18 protein-coding genes are annotated in these 17,946 nt (G+C 73.6%); 9 read left to right on the forward strand and 9 right to left on the reverse strand.

The features are described 5' to 3' along the window. Positions 1-49: 49 nt before the first annotated feature. The gene (locus ACFWEG_RS00560) at positions 50-913 is read right to left on the reverse strand and encodes a tyrosinase family protein (protein ID WP_387207546.1); all 864 of its coding nucleotides are present in this window, start codon (positions 911-913) and stop codon (positions 50-52) included. Then, complete coding sequence (locus ACFWEG_RS00565) at positions 900-1,385, reverse strand: tyrosinase family oxidase copper chaperone (RefSeq protein WP_387207548.1); 486 nt, start codon at positions 1,383-1,385, stop codon at positions 900-902. Before ACFWEG_RS00565 ends, ACFWEG_RS00560 begins: the two co-directional genes overlap by 14 nt. A gap of 229 nt (positions 1,386-1,614) precedes the next feature. Between ACFWEG_RS00565 and ACFWEG_RS00570 the strand changes: the two genes are divergently transcribed. Both ACFWEG_RS00570 and ACFWEG_RS00575 read left to right on the forward strand, forming a co-directional pair. Next, positions 1,615-2,115: a DUF5949 family protein gene (locus tag ACFWEG_RS00570; RefSeq protein ID WP_387207550.1), complete on the forward strand. Its 501-nt coding sequence runs from the start codon at positions 1,615-1,617 to the stop codon at positions 2,113-2,115. Between the two features lie 333 nt (positions 2,116-2,448). Continuing rightward, positions 2,449-2,709, forward strand: coding sequence for a hypothetical protein (locus ACFWEG_RS00575; RefSeq protein ID WP_387207552.1), 261 nt, complete (start codon positions 2,449-2,451; stop codon positions 2,707-2,709). 67 nt (positions 2,710-2,776) lie between these two features. On the opposite strand, the gene ACFWEG_RS00580 is transcribed toward ACFWEG_RS00575, so the two are convergent. Beyond that, positions 2,777-3,082: a hypothetical protein gene (locus ACFWEG_RS00580; RefSeq protein ID WP_387207554.1), complete on the reverse strand. Its 306-nt coding sequence runs from the start codon at positions 3,080-3,082 to the stop codon at positions 2,777-2,779. A 158-nt stretch (positions 3,083-3,240) separates the two neighbouring features. Beyond that, entirely contained in the window at positions 3,241-4,023 is a 783-nt protein-coding gene (locus ACFWEG_RS00585; protein ID WP_387207556.1) for a hypothetical protein, read from the reverse strand. A 191-nt stretch (positions 4,024-4,214) separates the two neighbouring features. Here ACFWEG_RS00585 and ACFWEG_RS00590 point away from each other — a divergent pair, with 191 nt between their 5' ends. From ACFWEG_RS00590 to ACFWEG_RS00600, 3 genes are all read left to right on the forward strand, one after another. Then, positions 4,215-4,502, forward strand: coding sequence for a hypothetical protein (locus ACFWEG_RS00590; protein ID WP_387207558.1), 288 nt, complete (start codon positions 4,215-4,217; stop codon positions 4,500-4,502). Positions 4,503-4,640: 138 nt separating this feature from the next. Then, a complete protein-coding gene (locus ACFWEG_RS00595; RefSeq protein ID WP_387207560.1) occupies positions 4,641-5,366 on the forward strand; it encodes a hypothetical protein in 726 nt (241 codons plus the stop codon). A gap of 50 nt (positions 5,367-5,416) precedes the next feature. After that, positions 5,417-6,631, forward strand: coding sequence for an FAD-dependent monooxygenase (locus ACFWEG_RS00600; protein ID WP_387207562.1), 1,215 nt, complete (start codon positions 5,417-5,419; stop codon positions 6,629-6,631). 105 nt (positions 6,632-6,736) lie between these two features. Here ACFWEG_RS00600 and ACFWEG_RS00605 read toward each other — a convergent pair whose 3' ends face one another. Further along, a complete protein-coding gene (locus ACFWEG_RS00605; RefSeq protein WP_387207564.1) occupies positions 6,737-6,916 on the reverse strand; it encodes a hypothetical protein in 180 nt (59 codons plus the stop codon). Between the two features lie 127 nt (positions 6,917-7,043). On the opposite strand from ACFWEG_RS00605, the gene ACFWEG_RS00610 reads away from it, so the two are divergent. Continuing rightward, positions 7,044-7,622 carry an exonuclease domain-containing protein gene (locus ACFWEG_RS00610; RefSeq protein WP_387207566.1) on the forward strand — a complete coding sequence of 193 codons (579 nt, stop codon included), beginning with the start codon at positions 7,044-7,046 and terminating at the stop codon, positions 7,620-7,622. Positions 7,623-7,825: 203 nt separating this feature from the next. Here the strand turns inward: ACFWEG_RS00610 and ACFWEG_RS00615 are convergent, their stop codons facing one another. Both ACFWEG_RS00615 and ACFWEG_RS00620 read right to left on the reverse strand, forming a co-directional pair. Next, a complete protein-coding gene (locus ACFWEG_RS00615) occupies positions 7,826-8,236 on the reverse strand; it encodes an FKBP-type peptidyl-prolyl cis-trans isomerase (protein WP_387207568.1) in 411 nt (136 codons plus the stop codon). A 49-nt stretch (positions 8,237-8,285) separates the two neighbouring features. Then, positions 8,286-9,659, reverse strand: a complete 1,374-nt coding sequence (locus tag ACFWEG_RS00620; protein ID WP_387207570.1) for a lanthionine synthetase LanC family protein — start codon at positions 9,657-9,659, stop codon at positions 8,286-8,288. A 333-nt stretch (positions 9,660-9,992) separates the two neighbouring features. Here ACFWEG_RS00620 and ACFWEG_RS00625 point away from each other — a divergent pair, with 333 nt between their 5' ends. Both ACFWEG_RS00625 and ACFWEG_RS00630 read left to right on the forward strand, forming a co-directional pair. Next, the gene (locus ACFWEG_RS00625) at positions 9,993-11,540 is read left to right on the forward strand and encodes a serine/threonine-protein kinase (protein WP_387207572.1); all 1,548 of its coding nucleotides are present in this window, start codon (positions 9,993-9,995) and stop codon (positions 11,538-11,540) included. Between the two features lie 112 nt (positions 11,541-11,652). Next, positions 11,653-11,829, forward strand: a complete 177-nt coding sequence (locus ACFWEG_RS00630) for a hypothetical protein (protein ID WP_387207574.1) — start codon at positions 11,653-11,655, stop codon at positions 11,827-11,829. 11 nt (positions 11,830-11,840) lie between these two features. Here the strand turns inward: ACFWEG_RS00630 and ACFWEG_RS00635 are convergent, their stop codons facing one another. Both ACFWEG_RS00635 and ACFWEG_RS00640 read right to left on the reverse strand, forming a co-directional pair. Next, on the reverse strand, positions 11,841-12,722 hold the full coding sequence (locus tag ACFWEG_RS00635) for a RimK family alpha-L-glutamate ligase (protein WP_387207576.1): 882 nt from the start codon (positions 12,720-12,722) through the stop codon (positions 11,841-11,843). Between the two features lie 229 nt (positions 12,723-12,951). Then, positions 12,952-17,229: a discoidin domain-containing protein gene (locus ACFWEG_RS00640; RefSeq protein WP_387207578.1), complete on the reverse strand. Its 4,278-nt coding sequence runs from the start codon at positions 17,227-17,229 to the stop codon at positions 12,952-12,954. A gap of 249 nt (positions 17,230-17,478) precedes the next feature. Between ACFWEG_RS00640 and ACFWEG_RS00645 the strand changes: the two genes are divergently transcribed. After that, a complete protein-coding gene (locus tag ACFWEG_RS00645; protein ID WP_387207580.1) occupies positions 17,479-17,925 on the forward strand; it encodes an ATP-binding protein in 447 nt (148 codons plus the stop codon). Positions 17,926-17,946: the final 21 nt, after the last annotated feature.

The following is a 17,946-nucleotide window of genomic DNA, read 5'->3' on the forward strand; positions in this document are numbered from 1 at the left end:
GCCCGCGGCATCACGCCGCGGGCCGTTCCCGTGTCCCCTGCCGCCGAGTTCAGCTCTGGTAGCGGTAGATCCCGCTGTGGTCCCACAGCGACGCCGGGGTGACGTTCCACGGCGGCATCCGCTGCTCGCGCCCCACCGCCCGGCTGCCCGAGGCGTTGCGCGAGGAGGACTCCGCGGGCAGGTAGCGCGCGGAGGGGTTCCTGCGCTGCCAGCGCGACCAGACCAGGTCGACGAACGAGTGGTGCAGCCAGAACACCGGGTCGTTCACCGAACCGCCGCCCAGCATCAGCCCGCTGACCCAGCGGTGCACCCGGTTGTGGTTGCGCCACCGCTCGACGCCCGTCCCCTGCCCCCAGCCCTCCAGCTTGTTGCGGAACCCCTCCGTGGCGACGGAGTTCCACGGGGCCGCGTCGTAGACGGGGTCGGCCTCGGCCCGCGCCAGGTCCCGCGCCGTCGGCAGGGACACCGGCTGGTGCGGTCGGCCGAAGTCGCGGGTCAGGAACTCGACGTCCGTGACACCGACGTTGATGTCCCAGTTCCCGTTGCGGTACGCGAACGGGCCCGTCATCACCTGCAGGTCGCCGCGCCGGCCGTTGCCGCCCATGAAGTCCTCGCCCCAGATCGACGACGACGGCGAGTTGTCCCGCGTCCAGTCCCAGTACGGCACGGAGACCGACGGGTCGACTTTGCGCAGCGCCCGCTCGAAGTCGAGCAGGAAGCGCCGGTGCCAGGGCAGGAACGAGGGCCCCATGTGCGCCACCCGCAGCCCCGTGTCGCCGTCGGCCGTGTAGTACTCGATGTGGGTCCGCACGAACCGGTCGTAGACGCCGGTGCGCTTCAGCTCCAGGACGGCGGCGACGTACCGGCGCCGCTCGGTGCGGGTCAGGTCCCGCTGGTTCTTACGCACGTACACCGTGACCACCCCCGTGGACCCGCCCGCCGTGGACGGGTGTCAGCGCCAACTGCTGCGTGCCCAGCTCCGCCACCGCGCCGCGGGCCGCGGCCAGGGGGGTGGGGTACGACTGGTAGTGGTCGAGCGGGGTGACGTAGCCGCCGCCCGCGCAGCGCATCAGGTGCAGCGGACGGCCGTCGACGAACACCCGCGGCGCGGCGCCCGGGGCCGCACGGGCCGTCAGGTGGCGGCCGCGGTAGGTCTCGTCGAACAGGACGGAGTCCCCGACGGGTTCCGCTGCGGGCCCGGCGGGCGGCGCGGCGACGATCCGTGCGAGCGCGCCCCCGGTGAACGCGGTGACCGACAGGGCCGACAGCGCCTGGAGGACGCGGCGGCGGACCGGTCCGGGAGGCGTGAGCCGTATCGCGCGCCGGCCGTGCACCGCCGCGGTACCGCGGCCCGGCGTCCCGCGCCCTGCTCGTCGTTGCTCCACGCTGCCCTCCGCCCGGTCGTGGCGACATGCGTCGCTCTGTCGGTCAACGAACGCACACCGGAAGTGTTCCGGGGCGGCGACGCGCCAGCTGCGGCCGAACGGAATCACCCCTCCCGCACATCCGCGCGGACCGCCGGGAAGCACGAGGTCGGGTCGGGGTCCGGCCCGTCAGCCGAACGGGTGAAGAGATTTTCCGGCCCGCCGCGGCGGGCGGTTAGCATCCCGCCCCATGACAAGCACACCCCTCGCGTCCGCCGACATCCAGGCCTCCCCGCTGGGCACCGTCTCGGTCATCCCCTGGGCCAGCGACCCCGCCTCCGACCAGCCCAGCGTCCCGTTCCTGATGGTCTACCCGCTCGGCGACGGGCGGGAGGGCGCCGAGGGCAGCACCGCGGCCATGACCGCCCTGCTCACCGGCCTCGGCCTGACCCTCGGCGACCGGCTCATCGCCCTCGCCGAGCAGCCGCGCATCGCCGTCTCCCTCCTCGTCGAGGCCGGACAGGCCGCGCTCACCCTCGGCGCCATGAAGGTGCAGGCCGCCGTGCCGCCGGAGTGGGAGCAGGCGGCGAAGGCGGCCGCCGAGGTCTACCTCATCTGCGCGGTCCGCCCCTGGCCCGAGGCGGTGCCGGGCCGGCCGGTCGACGAGCAGACCCTGCGGGCCTTCGTCGGCGACTCCGAGATGCTCAGCTCGAGCGCGCACTGCCTGCTGCCCGTGCGCAGCCTGCGCTGACGTTCCCGCCGGGCCGCGACCCGTCCTGCACCGGGCGCCTCACCCGGACAGGGCAATCATCGGACGATGTGCCCGGTCGGGTGAACGGGCCGGCCCGGACCGTTTTCCCAGATCAGGGCGATGGCAGCCGGGTCCGCCGGGGCGTCGCGGGCCTGCGCGCCGCGATCTCGCCGGGCGGGGACCGGCTCCCCGGTGCACGGTGAGTGCGGTGCAGGAGAGCACGGGTCGCTCCCGCCCGGCCGCCGCGGTCCCGTCATCGCCTGTCCTTCCGGCAGCGCAGCACGGTCACGGTGGTCCCGACGGACCCGTTCCGCAGGGAAAGGAACGTGTGTGATGCGCAGCATTGCCAAGGCCGCCTCGATCGCCGCTCTGACCGTCCCGCTGGTGCTCGGCACCGCCGGCCTCGCCTCGGCCGACGGCCACGACGGCGGCCCGGCGTACAAGCAGCAGAGCAACTCCGCGACCGTGAACGGCGGCGCGAGCAGCAAGGTCGTCAGCGGCTTCACGCCCGACGGTGAGGCCTACTTCCTCACCGAGACGCGCGTCGCCGGCCCGACCGGTGCCACCAGCAGCGTCGTGGCCTCGCGTTCCTGACCCAGCGCGCGACCGTCGGCTCCCGGGAATCCCACCCGGGAGCCGACGTGCGTCCGGGGCCATGGGCTCAGGAGTGGGAGGCGACGTGGCGGGCGGAGATGCCCTGCGGGCCGAGCGTCCACTCCTCGGTGGAGAAGTACGCGGTGTCGCCCTCGAACCCGGAGCGGGTCTCGGAGGTGACGATGCTGTCGTCCGTCAGGCGCAACTCCCAGCCGTACCAGGCCGGTCCGTCCGCCTCGGACGACGTGGCGGTGTCCGGCGCGAGGGGGTCCGCGGCGGCTGCGGTCGCGCCGGTGGGGGACGCGCCGGCGTGGGATTCCGCGGCGGCGGGGGACGCGGTGGCGACCCCGAAGCACACCGCGACCGCCAGCATGACCGCGCTCCTGCGATACGAGCCCACGTGCAACCACTCTCCCTCGGGTGACGGTTCCTGATCCCGCCAGTGTGCGCGCCGGGGTCGGATGATCAGCCCGCGAAACGCCCCGCCCCGCGCGATCACTCGTTCGGCGGGGCGGGGCGGGGTGCTGAGGGTTACGGGGTGGGGGCACCGGTGGAGGTGGGGTCGGGCGCGGCCGACGCGGAGGGGGTGGGCTCCGGTGCCGCAGTGGGATCCGTGGACGGGGTGGGGTCGGACGACGGGGTCGGGTCCGCGGTCGGCGTCGGGTCCGCGGTCGGGGTCGCCGACGCCGCGGGGCTCTCGGCGGCGGGGCTCTCCGCGGCGGGGGTCGCCGGCGTCGTCGCGGGGGCCGGCAGCGGGACCGGGGCGGGCGCCGGCGCCGGGAGCGTCGCCGGGACGGGCAGATCGCCGAACGCGTGGACGCTCCGCGCCGGCTTGAACAGCCGGTTGCCCTCGAACGACACCGACACCAGGTCGCCGTCGCGCTCCGCCGCCACGTCGACGGAGCAGCGGAAGCGCCCCTCGTCGTCCGTCGTCGCCCGGCACGTCTTCGCGGAGCCGCCGGTGACGGCGTCCGAGATCCGCACCTCGACCGGCATCCGCGCCAGCGGGAACAGCAGCGTCTCGGCCTCGACGAGCCGCCCGGTCACGGTGACGTTCACCGGTCCGCCCGCCTGCGCGGTCGCGCGGCCGACGTCGGTGATGGCGGTGGCCACGGAGGTCGCCGGCGCGGACGGCACGGCGCCGGCGGAGGTCGTCGTCGACGAGGCGGTGGGAGCGGGGAGGGGCGGGAGGCCGAGGTCCGCGCTCGCGGCGGTCACCCCCTGGACGAGGCCGAAGGAGAGGAGGCAGGCCGCGGTCACGACCACGCCCGCGTTCCTGGACGCGTTCCTGGACGGCCGGATGGAAGGTTTCATGGGGTGGGTCAGCTCCGTAACGCCGGGTGGATCAGGGCGTGCGCCCCCTGGTGCCGGGATCCCTCCCACGCGGCGGCCCGACTCTCACGGGGGCCGGGCGAACTCGCAGGTCGCGGTGCGCGGATGTGGGCCTCTCGGGTGACAGGCGGCCCACGACGTGACTCTCCGCAACCCCGGCCGTTTGGTAGGGCATGAACCCCACCCGACGCGTCGTCACCGCTCTCGCCCTGCTCACCGGGGCCACCGGGATGGCCGCACCCGCCGCGCACGCCGCGTCCGTCGTCGAGCCCACCACCATCTCCGTCGGCGATGCCGTCGACGGTCTGAGCACGACGGGCCTGCCCGCCGAGCACAAGGAGCGGATGCCCGTCGTGACCGAGGAGTTGGACAGCCTCGGCCAGTTGGACCGTCTGAACGAACTGCGCCAGATCACGGATCTGGTCGCCCCCGTCACCAACCTCGTGCCGAGCGTGCAGTAGCGCCGGAGGGCGGACCGGCCGATGGGCCGTCCGGGTCGGCTCGTCCGAGCCTCACCGGAATCGGTGCGGCCGCGCAGTAACCATGGACAAAGATGATCGGCCCGGTTCCGGCCGGTCCGGGAGCGAGGAGATCGGCGGATGCTGGGAATGAAGGGGCTGGCGGCGGCCGTGCCCGTGGCCGCGACCGCGCTGGCCTTCGCGGGGGCGCTGCACGCGGCCGACGCCTCGGCCACGTACTGCCCGCCCACCGCGGCGCGTTGTGCCGACACGTCGGACGACCGCGGTTACGGGGACGAGCAGGGTTACGGGGACGAGCAGGGATACGGCGACGAGGAGACCCCCGGCACTCCGACGGGTTCCGAGACCCCCGGCACTCCGACGGGTTCCGAGACCCCCGGCACTCCGACCGGTTCCGAGACCCCCGGCACTCCGACCGGTTCCGAGACCCCCGGCACTCCGACCGGTTCCGAGACCCCCGGCACCCCGACCAGTTCGCCCCCGATCGGGTCGACACCCTCGCCGTCGCCGTCCACCTCCCCCTCGTCGTCCCCGTCCACGACGCCCAGCACGTCCCCCTCGCCGTCGACCACCGGCAGCACGGGTCCCGAGACGCCGCCGCCCTCGTCCCCCGTGCCCAGCAGCTCCACGCCGGGCGGACCGGGCGGTTCGACGCCGTCGGCCACGCCGCCCTGGGGGACGCCCCCCGGCGGTCCGGACCACGAGCACGACCGCGGCCACCGGCCCGCCCTCTCGGACACCGGCTCCTCCGTGGTCGTCCCCGGCCTCCTCGCCGCCGGCGCGGTGACGCTCGCCGGCGTGGCCGCGCTGAGGGGCTCGCGGCGGTACGTCCGTAACCGTCACTGACGGCCCGCGTTACCCAGAGCCGGAACCGTGCCGACACCCCGGGAGTTCGTGTGAAGGTCGCCTGCGTGGGCGGGGGCCCCGCCTCGCTCTACCTGTCCATCCTGCTCAAGCTGCGCGACCCCGGCCACGAGGTCGCCGTGCACGAGCGCCGGCCCGCCGGCAGCACCTACGGCTGGGGGGTCACGTACTGGCCGGACATGCTGGAGGACCTCGCGCGGTGCGACGAGCCCTCCGCGCGGGCGATCGAGGAGGCCTCGGTCCGCTGGAGCGGGGGAGTGGCCCACACCGCCGCCGGTACGGTCACCCACGACGGGGACGTCGGGTACGCCGTCGGCCGGCACCGGCTGCTCGACATCCTCGCCGAGCGGGCCGACTCGCTCGGCGTACGGCTGGAGTTCGGCAGCGAGGTGCGGGCGACGGCCGACCTGTCGGGGACCGCGGACCTGGTCGTCGCCGGGGACGGCGCGCACAGCCAGCTCCGCGACCGGATCGCGGGCCGCTTCGGCACCCGGAGGGCCGAGGGCGGCAACCGGTACATCTGGCTCGGCACGTCCAAGGTGTTCACCGCGTTCACCTTCGCCTTCGTCGAGACTCCGCACGGCTGGATCTGGTGCTACGGCTACGGGTTCGGCGACGAGGGCAGCACGTTCATCGTCGAGTGCTCGGCGGCGACCTGGACCGGGCTCGGCCTCGACCGGATGCCCGAGTCCGAGTCGTTCCCGATGCTGCAGAACCTCTTCGCGAAGCCGCTCGACGGGCACGAGCTGACCGGCCGGCCCGAGATCGGCGGCCGCACGCAGTGGCGGACGTTCAGCACGGTCACCAACGAGACCTGGTACGACGGCAACCTCGTGCTGATCGGCGACGCGGCGCACACCACGCACTACTCCATCGGCGCGGGCACCACGCTCGCGATGCGGGACGCGATGTGCCTGGCCCGCACCCTGCACGACCCGGCCCGCGGCGACCTCCCCGCCGCGCTCGCCGCGTACTCGCACGAGCGCAGGAGAGCACTGCTCTCGTCGCAGAGCGCCGCTCGCCACAGCGCGCGGTGGTACGAGAGCCTCCCCCGGTACATGGCGCTCGACCCGCAGCAGATGTTCTCCCTCCTCGGCCAGCGCCACTCCCCGCTGCTCCCGTACCTGCCGCCGAAGCTCTACTACCGGCTCGACCAAGCCGTCGGCCGGGCGGAGCCCCTGCGCCGGCTCAAGCAGCGCGCGGGCTCGCGGCTGGCTTCGACCCTCCAGACCCTGCACCGCTCCTGACCGGGGCGGGCACCCGCAGCCGGACATGCCGTCGACGCCCCGACTCCGTGGGCGTCCGGCGGCCGGTCCGGCCGGAGCGGTGCCTCCCCTCGGCGGCCGAGCGGGCTACCGCATCGGCCGGTACCTCGACAGCCGGTTCCACTCCTCGTCCGGCCGCCCCGGCACCAGGCGCCCTTTCGCCTCCCAGGAGCGGGCCAGCTCGGTGAAGATCGGCTCGAGGTCATGAGGGGGGATCGTTTCTGCGGACGGGTGCTGTATCGCAAGGCGGTGGAGTGTCGTCGTCATGCGGGGTTCAACGGGCGGGGGCTGGGTGGGGTTACGTGCGGCAGGTGGCGCGGAGGTCGCGCGCACGGCTTCCGCCGGGGTGAAAACAGGGTGCCGCGGTGAGGCGGGGGTGCCTACGCTCGGCGGCATGCGTGAGGAGAGCGGGCTGTTGAACGTGGTCGACGTGGAAGCCACGTGCTGGGCGGGGGAGCCGTCGGTGGGGGCGGTGAGCGAGATCATCGAGATCGGGCTCACCGTCGTGGATGTGGGGGCGCGGCGGCGGGTGTCGCGGCACCGGATCCTGGTGCGGCCGACGAGGTCCGAAGTGAGCGCGTTCTGCACGGAGTTGACCGGGTTGACGCAGGGTGAGGTCGAGGGGGGCGTGACCTTCGCCGAGGCGTGTCGGACGCTGGTCGAGGAGTACGGGGCCGGGCGGCGGCCGTGGGCGAGCTGGGGGGACTACGACCGCCGGCAGTTCGAGCGGCAGAGCCGGGCGGAGGGGGTGGCGTACCCGTTCGGCCGCCCCGTGGAACGCGACCACACCAACGTGAAGGCCGTCTTCACCGCGGCGTACGGGCTGCGGCGGCGGCCCGGGATGGACCGCGCCCTGCAGATCGCCGGACTGCCGCTGGAGGGGCGCCACCACCGCGGCGAGGACGACGCGTGGAACATCGCCGCGCTCGTCCTCGACCTGGTGCACCGGGGGGCGTGGCCGGCGACCGCGTAGCTCCGTGCGACGAGGTCCTGGGCCGCGCCCGCGCGGTGATCCGGGATGCTGTGTCGAGGACCCGCGCGGCCCGGGGCGGGCGAGGCGGTGAACGTCGACCAGGCCGGCCGCGTGCAGGTTGCGGACCGGCGAGACGCTGCCGACGACCGCCTCGCCCAGACGGAGGCCGAGCTGGTGCAGCGTGCGCGGGGGGCGCGGTGGGTTCAGGGCGAGCCGGGCCTCGCTCTGGTCGGACCGCCGACGACCGTGAGCAGGTCCACGACGAAGATCAGCGTCGAGCCCGGTGGGATCAGCGGCGAGGGCGACTGCCGGCCGTACCCGAGACGCGGGGGGACGATGATCTCGCGTCGGCCGCCGACCCTCATCCCCCTCACGCCACGGTCCCAGCCCTTGATAGCCCGGCCTCCGCCGACGGCGAACTTGAACGGCACGTCCCGCTCCCAGGAGGAGTCGAACTCCTTCCCGGACGCGAACGTGACCCCTACGTAGTGGACCTGGACGACCCTGCCCGGCTGCGCCTCGGGTCCGTCCCCCACCACGAGGTCGCGGATCGCCAGTTCGGTGGGCGCGTCGCCTTCCGGGACATCCACCCGGGGCTTCGCCGATTCGCTCATCACGGCCCTCTCGCTCGCCTCCCGCGTCCCTCGCGGTCGTCCGGACACCTTACGTACGCAACGAGTCCGGGGCGGCGGTGCCGACCGGTCGAGCGGATCGGGCCGATGCCAGGCGGACACCGGCCGGTACCGCCCACCACTGGTCCGGGCGGTCCACGACCGTCGCTCCGGGGCCGGTCTCGACGGACCGGGCGAGGCGCAGGAGATAGGCGGCGATGCCCGACGCCCCCTGCATCCACGCGGTTCCGGGCGGCAGCAGCGGCTCTTCGTCGCGGTACTCCACGAACCGCCAGCGGGCGCCGGAGGCGTCGCGGACCGCTCGCTCCACGAGGGCGTCGCCCATCGTGCGGGCACCCTCCAGGAGGGTCTCGGAGAACTCCGTGCCGGGCTGGTCCTGCGCCGCGTCCAGGAGGACGTCTCCGACGCCCGCCGTTCCGCAGCAGCGGCCGTCGTTGTCCCAGAAGCCGGGGCGCAGCCGTTCGGGAACGCCCGAGGTGAGCAGGGAGGTCAGGCAGCGCCGGCGCAGGTCCTCGACCCGGATGCCGGAGACCTCCGCGACGCCCGCGAGGGAGAGCGCCGCGAACAGGTGCGAGGTGCCCGCCGGGCCGTGGCACCAGGTGTAGGTGATCGGCTCCACCTCCCGCTTGGACGGCGGGATGGTGTGCGGGACGACGAAACCGTCGTCATCGAGCAGGCCCACCGACAGGACGTGCCGCGCGCCGGCGACCGCCGCCTCGACGAAGTCCGCTCGTCCGAGCGCGGTGCCCGCCACGGCCAGCGCGGCGGCCACGCCGGCGGTGCCGTGGGAGTAGTTCGGCGCCCGCGACGCGGTGCTCGGCGCGATGCCCCAGTCCAGCCCGGCGTCCGTGCGGTCGGCCGTGTGCAGCAGTGCCTCACCGCCCGCCGTCGCGATCGCGTCGGCGAATTCGCCTCCGGCCCACACGGCCGTCATCACGATCCCCGCCGCACCCATGACCACGTCGTTCAGCGGGGTGTCGGAGCCCGGCTCGAACCCGAGGGTCGTCCGCCAGCCGTCGGGGGTCGTCAGGTCGTCGAGCCGCCGGAGGGCGACGGACTCGCTGCCGGGAGCGAGGAGCCTCAGCGCCGTGGCGTCACCGGCGAGCCCGTCGTAGAGCGAGGGCTCGACGCGGCGTCCCGCCTCCGCGGACAGCCGCGCCACGATCCCGTCGGCCAGGGCCCGCTCCCGACCGCTCAGCCCGCGGTGCTGCGCGATCTCCGCCAGAACCGGCGCCAGGCCCGCGATCCCGGAGTACAGCGAGTCGCGGTCCTTCGCCGGAACCGCCTCCCGGCCGTCCGCGGGCACGGTCTCGGGGAGCCACGGCCCGTCGTCCTCCCGCACCTGGTCCAGCACCCACCCCCACGCCGCCTCGCCCACCTGCCGGTATGTCTCACTCGTCGCCATCCGGCGATGGTAGGACGAGCGAGAACGGCGGGCCGACCGCTCCCCACCGCAGAAGCCTGCCGAGCGCGTCGGGCGGCTCGTCCCGAGGACGTCGACCGAGGGCGGACACGCCGGTCATCGGGGGTGGGTGACGGCAGGTGCGGCAGCCGCTGAACGCGTCCGGAGCGCTGCCCCCGCCCCCGTCCTCGCGGGGTGCGCCGGCGCTCATGTGCTCGTTCCGCTTCCCGCGGGCCTCCCGGTGGTGCAACGCCGCATGTCTGGGTACTCGCGTGCGGTGGCGGATCGGTCGGAGCGGTGGGAGTGGTGATGGGTCTTCGGGAATCGGCTCGGGGGGTGGCGGCCCTGAGCTGCGCCGACGTGGTGGCCGGCCGGTACCGGCTGGACCGGCTCCTGGGGTCGGGCGGGGCGGCGGACGTCCACCGGGGACTCGATCTGCGGCTGCGCCGCCCGGTGGCGGTCAAGGTGTTCCGCCCCGGGACGGGGGTCGACATCGAGCACGACGCGCAGCGGGAGGCGGTGCTGCTGGCCCGGCTGCGGCATCCCGGTCTGGTGACCGCGTACGACGCGGGGCACGACGACGGGCGCGCCTTCCTCGTCATGGAGCTGGTCGAGGGGACGACGCTGCGGCGCCGCATCGCGCGGGGCTCCCTCCCGGCCGGGCGGAGCGCCGCACTAGGCCGCGACGTCGCCCGGGCCCTCGCGCACGCGCACGGGGCGGGTGTGGTGCACCGGGACGTGAAGCCGTCGAACATCCTGCTGGACGCCTCGGAGCGTCCGTATCTGACCGACTTCGGGATCTCCCGGCTCCTGGACTCCTCGTCACACACGGCTCCCGGCACGCTCGTCGGGACCGCCGCCTACCTCTCGCCCGAGCAGGTCCTGGGCCGTCCCGTGGGCTGCCCGTCCGACGTCTACGCACTCGGTCTCGTGGTCCTGGAGTGCCTCACCGGCAGGCTCGAGTACGGCGGCGGGCCGCTGGAGGCGGCGATCGCCCGGTTGCACCGTCCGCCGGAACTGCCCGGCGACTTGCCCCCGGAGCTCTCCGATCTCGTCCGCGGGATGACGGACCTGGACGAGGCGGCCCGTCCGGACGCCGAGGAGTGCGCCCGGGTACTGGCGGAGGTGGCCGGCAGCGCGGGGCACACGGCCGCCCCCGCCGCCGCGGCCTGTGCCGTCCCGGCCGCGTCGGTGGTCCCCGCCGTCCCGCTCGACGCCGACCCCGCGCGCACGACCGATCGCACGCACCCCAGGCAGCCGCCGTACGCCGGACCGTCCGCACCCCGTGCGAGGACCGGTCGGAAGCGGCTGGTCCTCGCCGGCGCCGCCGCGGCGCTCGGCGCCGCGGCCCTGACCACGGCGCTGGTCCTCACCGACGGCTCCGCGTCGCCCTCGGCCGCCGCCTCCGGCTCGCCCTCCGCGCAGCGCGTGGAGACGACGGCGTCCGACGCGGACGCGCCGGGCGGGAGGCGAACGGAAGTGGCCTCGTCCGGCACGGGCGCGGCGGCTCGGCTTACGGGCCCGGCCGCGAGCGCGTCCCAGCAGGCCGGTGCGCCGCGCCCAGGAGCCTCCGAACCCGCCGGAACCGTGTCCCGGGACCCGGGAGCCGCTGCCGTCGGCGCCGGTCCCGGTTCCGCCGACGCCGGTTCCACCGCCTCCGGGACCCCTGACTCCGGGCGGGATCCGGGGACTCCTTCCGCGGGCAACGCCCTCCCCGCCGACACGTCCGGCGCGACCGCTCCCCGCGACCGCGTCCCCAGCGCCGAGCCGGAGCCGCCCCGTGAGGGCGGAGGCAAGGCGGAGAAGGCGGGTAAGGCGGAGAAGTCGAAGAAGGCGGAGAAGGTGCGGAGCGGGGGCCGGCAGAAGAAGTCCAAGAAGGGCTGAGCCCCCCCGCGACCGGCGTCGAGGCCGAGCGGGGGCTCAGGGCGCAGCGGGGGTTCGCACACCAGCCCACGACAGGACCTCGACGGCTGCCGCTGCCGCCGGGCTCGTCGCCGTGACGTACGCGCTGGTCGGGGCCCTGGTGGGCGGCGGGGTCGCCACGGGGTTCGGGGGCGGCGACGCGTGGGCCACGGCGGCGGCCTTCGGCGGCGGGGCGCTCGGAGCCGCGCTCGCCGCGTGGCACCTGCACCGCGCGCCCCGCGACGAACGGGAGGACGACGGCCTCTTCTGAGACCGGGCGGGTCACCCCGCGGCGGCCGCCGTCAGGACGGCCTCGGCGATCAGGGGTGCGGAGCCGGGGTGGGCCGCGGTGAGGAAGAGGTTGGGCTCGACGAGTTCGAGTTCCATGACGCGGGGCTGTCCGTCGTCACCGTCGACGAGGTCGACGCGGGCGTACAGGAGGTGGCCGGGACCTCCCGGTACGACCGCCAACGCCCGTTCGGCTACTGCTTGTTCAGCCTCGGTGGGCTGCCAGGGCTCCGGGGAGGGGTGGGCGTTCTTGCGCGCGTCGAAGGGGACTCCCGCGGTGAGCACGGCGCCCTTGCGGATGGCGTGCAGGAAGCGGCCGCCGAAGAACACCAGGGCCCGTTCGCCGCTGGTGTCGATGCCGGTGACGTACGGCTGCACCATCGCGGTCAGGCCCTCGGCGTGCATGCGCTCCAACTGCCGCAGCGCGGGCGCGTGTTCGGCCGCGCGGTACCGGGCGGCGTACCGCGCCCCGGCCCCCGACGTCGGCTTGACGACGAAGTCGCCCTCGGGCAGGTCGGGCGCGTCGCCCGGCGCGCGGTAGGCCGTCGGGACGGTGGGCACACCGGCGCGCGCCAGGTCCCCGAGGTAGCGCTTGTCGCTGTTCCAGCGGACGACGGGGAGCGGGTTCGCCAGCCGCGTCACGGCGGCGCACCGCACGGCCCAGTCCAGGAACTCGTCGCGCCGCCAGCTGTAGTCCCACGTGGACCGCAGCACGGCCAGATCGAAGCCGGCCCAGTCCACGGCCGGATCATCCCAGTACGCGACCACCGCCTCGGCCGCCCCGCCCTTCGCCAACTCCCGTACCAGCAGCGGCAGATCGCGGTCGACGCTGACGTCGGGACCGGGCCGGCAGGTGACCAGGGCGATGCGGGGCATGGTGCGGGGTGCTCCTCACGTACGACGGATTGCGGCGCCTCGGCCACGCGCCGCCGGACGACGAGCGGCGGACGGCTCCCGGCCGCAGGTGCGCGACCACCCCTCATCGTAGATCCACATGGTGTACGGCTCCCGGCCCCCCGACCCCCTCCGGCCGGCGGGGACGGACGCGGGCGGCCGCCTCCCCGGGTGCGGGGAGACGGCCGCCCTGGGCCTCCGGGTCCCGTGGTTACGGGAGGATGTTGAGCTTGAACGTCGAGGTGGTGTTGCGGATGTCCACGTCGTTGCCGCTCATCTTGAGGTTGTAGAAGGTGGCCTCACCGACGGCCGGGCCCTGGCCGGGCTCGGGGAGTTCGTTGACGAAGATGCCGTAGCCGGAGCGGGCTCCGTACTGGTCGGGGTTCTTCTTCGCGCCGGTGATGGTGACGTCGCGGAAGATCGTGTCCTTGACGGGGAACTGCGGCTGGCCTCCTACGTAGTTGGTCTGGAACATGATGCCGTGGTACGTCGGGTCGACGATGTCGACGTTGGTGACGCGGATGCCCTGGAAGACCTTCGAGGCCGAGAAGACCCAGATGCCGGGGAAGGTCTGCGAGCCCCAGAAGTGGCCGCCGGACCGGACGATCGAGATGTTCTCGAAGACCGTCGGGTCGGTCCCGAAGCCGTTCATCGGGTACCCGAAGTCGAGCGAGCTGATCGTGATGCCCGAGTAGACCAGGGTGTCCGCGATGTGGATGTTGCGGAAGGTGTTGCCGTAACCGCCGTAGACGGCCACGCCCGCCGCGCGCCAGGTCAGAGTCGTCGAGAGGTTCTCGTAGACGTTGCCCTTCATGTCCGCGCCGCCCGCGTCGATCGCGGAGAACAGCGCGAAGCTGTCGTCGCCGGTCGCCCTCGCGTCGTTGTTGGTCACGAGGTTGTCGGTGCTGCCGTTGGTCATGTTGACGCCGTCGGCGAACATGTTCCGGATACGGCTGTTCTTGATGACCATGTTGTCGGTGTTCGCGCCCCAGTAGAGGCACACCATGTGCTCGTTCCAGATGTCGTCGATCGTGATGTTCGACGTGTTGGCGAGGTCGAAGACCTTGCCGGGGCCGTCGATGCGCGAGGTGTAGTTCCCGAAGTACGCGAAGTGCGCGAACGTCGAGCCCTTGGCGGTGGCGTCGGCGCGGAAGCCGACGTCGGTGTTGTCCTGCGAGGACGGGGCGCGGAAGCGGGTGAACCAGGGGCCGGCCCCGACCACCTTGAGCGCCTTGCCGTAGACCTGGAACTTGCTGGACGTCTCGTAGTCGCCGGCCGGCAGGTAGACGCCGACGAACTTGGCGTCCTGGCGCGCCTTGTCGAGCGCGTTCTGCACGTCCTGGTGCGAGAACCCGGCCGGTACGACGTACGTCGCCGGGTCGGGGTTGGGCAGCGCCGCGACCTGCTCGGTGTTGACGAAGTCGATCGCGTACTGGCTGGTGTTCGCCGCGTCCTTCTGCAGCTTGATCTTCGACCCGGCCTGGACGGTCGCGCCGAGCTGGACGTGCGCCTCGTCGTAGATGTGGCGGGGCGCGCCCGCGCTCGGGGAGTTGCCCGGACCGGCCTCGGCCCCGTACAGCCAGGCGTACTTGGAGGTGAGGTCGAGCTTGGTGCGGTAGACGCCGTCGACGTAGACGTTCAGCGTGGCGTTGATGCCGCCGCCGCCCGGGGCGTCCGGGATGGAGAAGCGGGTGACCAGCGTGTTGGTGCTGGCCTTGGTGGTGAACTCCACCGACTCACCCGTGGAGTTGAGGGTGACGGCCTTGCGGCCCGACGCCTCGCCGGCGATGTCGCCGACGGTCCGGTTCGGCCCGACGACCTTCGCGCCGCCGCCGACGACACCGTCCTCGGCCTCGTACATGTCGTACGGCATGTTCGCCCCGCGGCCGACGAACAGCGGCAGGGTGCTGGTGTTGTTGTCCCGCTTGACCGGCAGCTCGTTGCCGTCGGCGGCCAGGACGACCTTGACGGTGTAGTTGCCGTTCGCCGCCGTCCAGGAGCCGAGGGCGACGGGGGCGGTGGTGGCGCCCGCGTTGATGACGCCGGTGTGCGCGCCGGTCAGCGTCTTGACGACCGCGCCCTTGGAGTCGGTGACCGTCAGGGTGATGCCGTGGGCGCCGGAGGCCGAGGCCTGGGTGCCCTGGTTCTTGATCGCGACGGAGAACTTGACGTCATCGCCCGCGGACGCCGCGCTCGGCGTCCAGCTGACGGGCGAGGCGACCAGGTCCGAGCTCGCGACCGGCTTCACGACCAGCGGCGAGGGCGCGGTGTAGCTGTTGTTGCCCTCGTTCTGCTCGATGACGGCGTTCGCCTCGTCGACGACCGCGCCGAGCGGGTAGGAGCCCGCGTCCCGCGCGCCGATGCCCGCGCTCACCGTCCGCGACTCGCCCGCGGCGAGCGCCGCGACGGCCGCCGTGGCGACCTTGGTGCCGCCGAGCTGGAAGTCGAGCGAGGTCGCGCCCGCCGCCTGCGTCCCGCTGTTGCGGACGACCGCGGACAGGGTGATCGACTCCGACTCGACCGGTGCGGCCGGGCTGGCCGTGATGCCCGTGACCTGCAGGTCCGGGTTGGCGGCCGGCGAGCCGATCACCTGGAACTCGGCGACCTGCCCGGCGGACGAGCCGGTGTTCGCGGTGAACTTCAGCTGGACGTCGGCGGCCTTCGCGGAGACCGGGATGGTCACCGTGTTCCCGCTCGCCGGGTTGAAGGTGTACGCCTTGGAGCCGACCAGGCTGGTCAGCCCGGACGCGGACTGCTCGCGGCCCAGGACCTCCAGGGTCTGGGTGCGGGTCGCCCAGGCGCTGTCCGGGTTGAGCTTCAGGACGACGGAGCTGATGTCGGCGTTCGCGCCGAGCTTGACCGTCAGGGTGTTCGGGTAGCCGGGGGCGCCCTCCCAGTAGGTGCTGGTCAGGTCGTCGTTCGCGTTCGCCGCGACGAAGGTGTGGACCGTGCTGGACGCGGAGATCGGCTTGCCGACCGCCAGGTTCGAGCCGCCCCCGCCGGTGCCCGGCCGGGTGACGGCGTTGCTCGGGGAGGACACGTTCCCGGCGGCGTCCTTGGCGCGGACGGTGTAGGTCACCGTCGCCGAGGCGGGCTGGGTGTCGGTGAACGTGGTGACCTCGCCGACGCTCTGCCGCAGCTGGCCGTTGGCGTAGACGTCGTAGCCGGTCACCTTGACGTTGTCGGTGGCCGCGGTCCAGGTCAGCCTGACCTCGCCCGCGTTCGGCTGGGTGAAGGCGAGGTTCGTCGGCGCGGTCGGCGCCTGTGTGTCGCCGCCCTGGCCCTGGCGGGTGACCGTGTTGCTGTTCGCGGACTGGTTGCCGGCCGCGTCCTTCGCGCGGACGTAGTACGCGACGGTCGCGCTGCCCGGCTGGGTGTCGGTGAAGGTCAGGACGTTGCCCGCGACGGACGTGCGCAGCTCGCCGTTGGCGTAGACGTCGTAGCCGGTGACGCCGGTGTTGTCGGTGGAGGCGTTCCAGGTCAGCTTGATCTGGCCGGCGGCGGGCTCGGTGTACGCGAGCGAACCGGGCGCGGAGGGGGCCTGGGTGTCGCCGCCGGTGGGCCCGTAGACCTCCAGCTCGGAGACCTGGGCGGCCGGCTGCTCGGTGTTCGCGGTCACCAGGACGCGGACGTAGCGGGTGGTGGTGGCGTCGAACGGGATGGAGACGCTGTTCTCGCCGGCCGCGTTGAAGACGTAGCCCTTCGACGCGGTCAGGTCGGAGAACGAGGTGCCGTTCGTGCTGCCCTGCAGCTTCAGCGTCTGGGTGCGCGCGCCCCAGCCGGCGGGGAGGCGCAGCACGACCTCGTTGACGCGGACGGACGCGCCGAGGTCGGCCTGGATCCACTGCGGGAGCTCGTTGTTCCGGCTCTCCCAGTACGTGGCCCGGTTGCCGTCGTTCGCGTTCGCCGCGGTGTAGACCTCGGTGAAGCTGCTCGCGGTCAGGGTCTTGCCGGCGGCGAGGTTGGCGGACGTGCCGTCCGCGGCGTGCACCTGGAGGGCGGAGAGCTGGGCGGCCGGCCAGCCGGTGTTCGCGGTGATGTTCGCCCGGACGTAGCGGGCCTGCGTGGCCGGGAAGCGGACGGTCACGGTGTTCGCCGTCGCCGGGTCGAAGGTGTACTGCGCCGAGGCGACGAGGGTGGCGAAGCTGGTGCCGTCCGCGCTGCCCTGGAGGGAGAGCGTCTGCCGGCGGCTCTCCCAGCCGGCCGGCAGCCGCAGGACGACCTCGTCGACGCGGACGCTGCGGCCGAGGTCGGCCTGCACCCACTGCGGGAAGCTGCTGCCGCCGGCCTGCCAGTACGTGCCCTGGTTGCCGTCGGTGACGTTCCCCGCGCCGTACTCGGCCGCCGCGCTGCTCGCCGCGGCGGTCCCGCCCGCGGCGAGGTCGGGGCCGCCCGCCGCGGAGGCGGAGAGGGCGGGTAGGCCGAGCATCAGCAGGCTCGCGGTCAGGAAGGCGACGAGCGCGCGCCATCTCCCTCTGTGTCTGGTCATGGGGTTCTGCCCTCTCCATGCACGAATCTTGCACTCAACTGTTGGAGAATTGCAGAGAGTTGTAGAGAGGTCTACGGCTGGGACAGATAAATCGGAACGGGTCCTGTCTCTTGACAGGTACGGGGCGGAGGGTCACGATGCGGGGCGGGTCGTGCACGGAAAGTGCGGTGCATACGTGGGGCGGACGGGGGTAAACGGGGTTTCGGACGCGAGCTGCCGGGAGCTTCGTCGCGGAGTCGAGGAGCTTGGATGAACATGGGTACGGCGGCGGCCTGGGACGGCCTCGGCATACAGCTCGACGGTCCGCGGACGAGTTCCGGTGCGGCGTACGACGGCTCGGCGGAGTCGATCGGCGACGCGCGCCGGTTCGCGCGGGACTTCCTCGCGCGGGTCGCGGAGACCCCCGGCCTCGCGGTCGCCCCCCGCGTCGCGGGGACGGTGCAGCTGGTGGTGAGCGAGCTGGTCACCAACGCGTGCAAGTACGCGCCCGGGCCGTGCCTCCTCGACCTCGAGGTCACGTCCTCGACCGTCACCATCGCGGTGTGGGACACCAGCCCCACCCTGCCCGCGGTCCTCCCGCCCGACCCCTCCCGGGTCGGCCAGCACGGGCTGGAGATCGTCATGGCGCTCAGCGAGGGCGTGGAGTTCCAGCGGGAGACGGTGGGGAAGCGGATCACGATCCAGCTGGCGCGCTGAGTCGGGGGCGCGGGGGCGCCG

Source organism: Streptomyces sp. NPDC060194 (assembly GCF_042728285.1).
Taxonomy (GTDB): Bacteria; Actinomycetota; Actinomycetes; order Streptomycetales; family Streptomycetaceae; genus Streptomyces.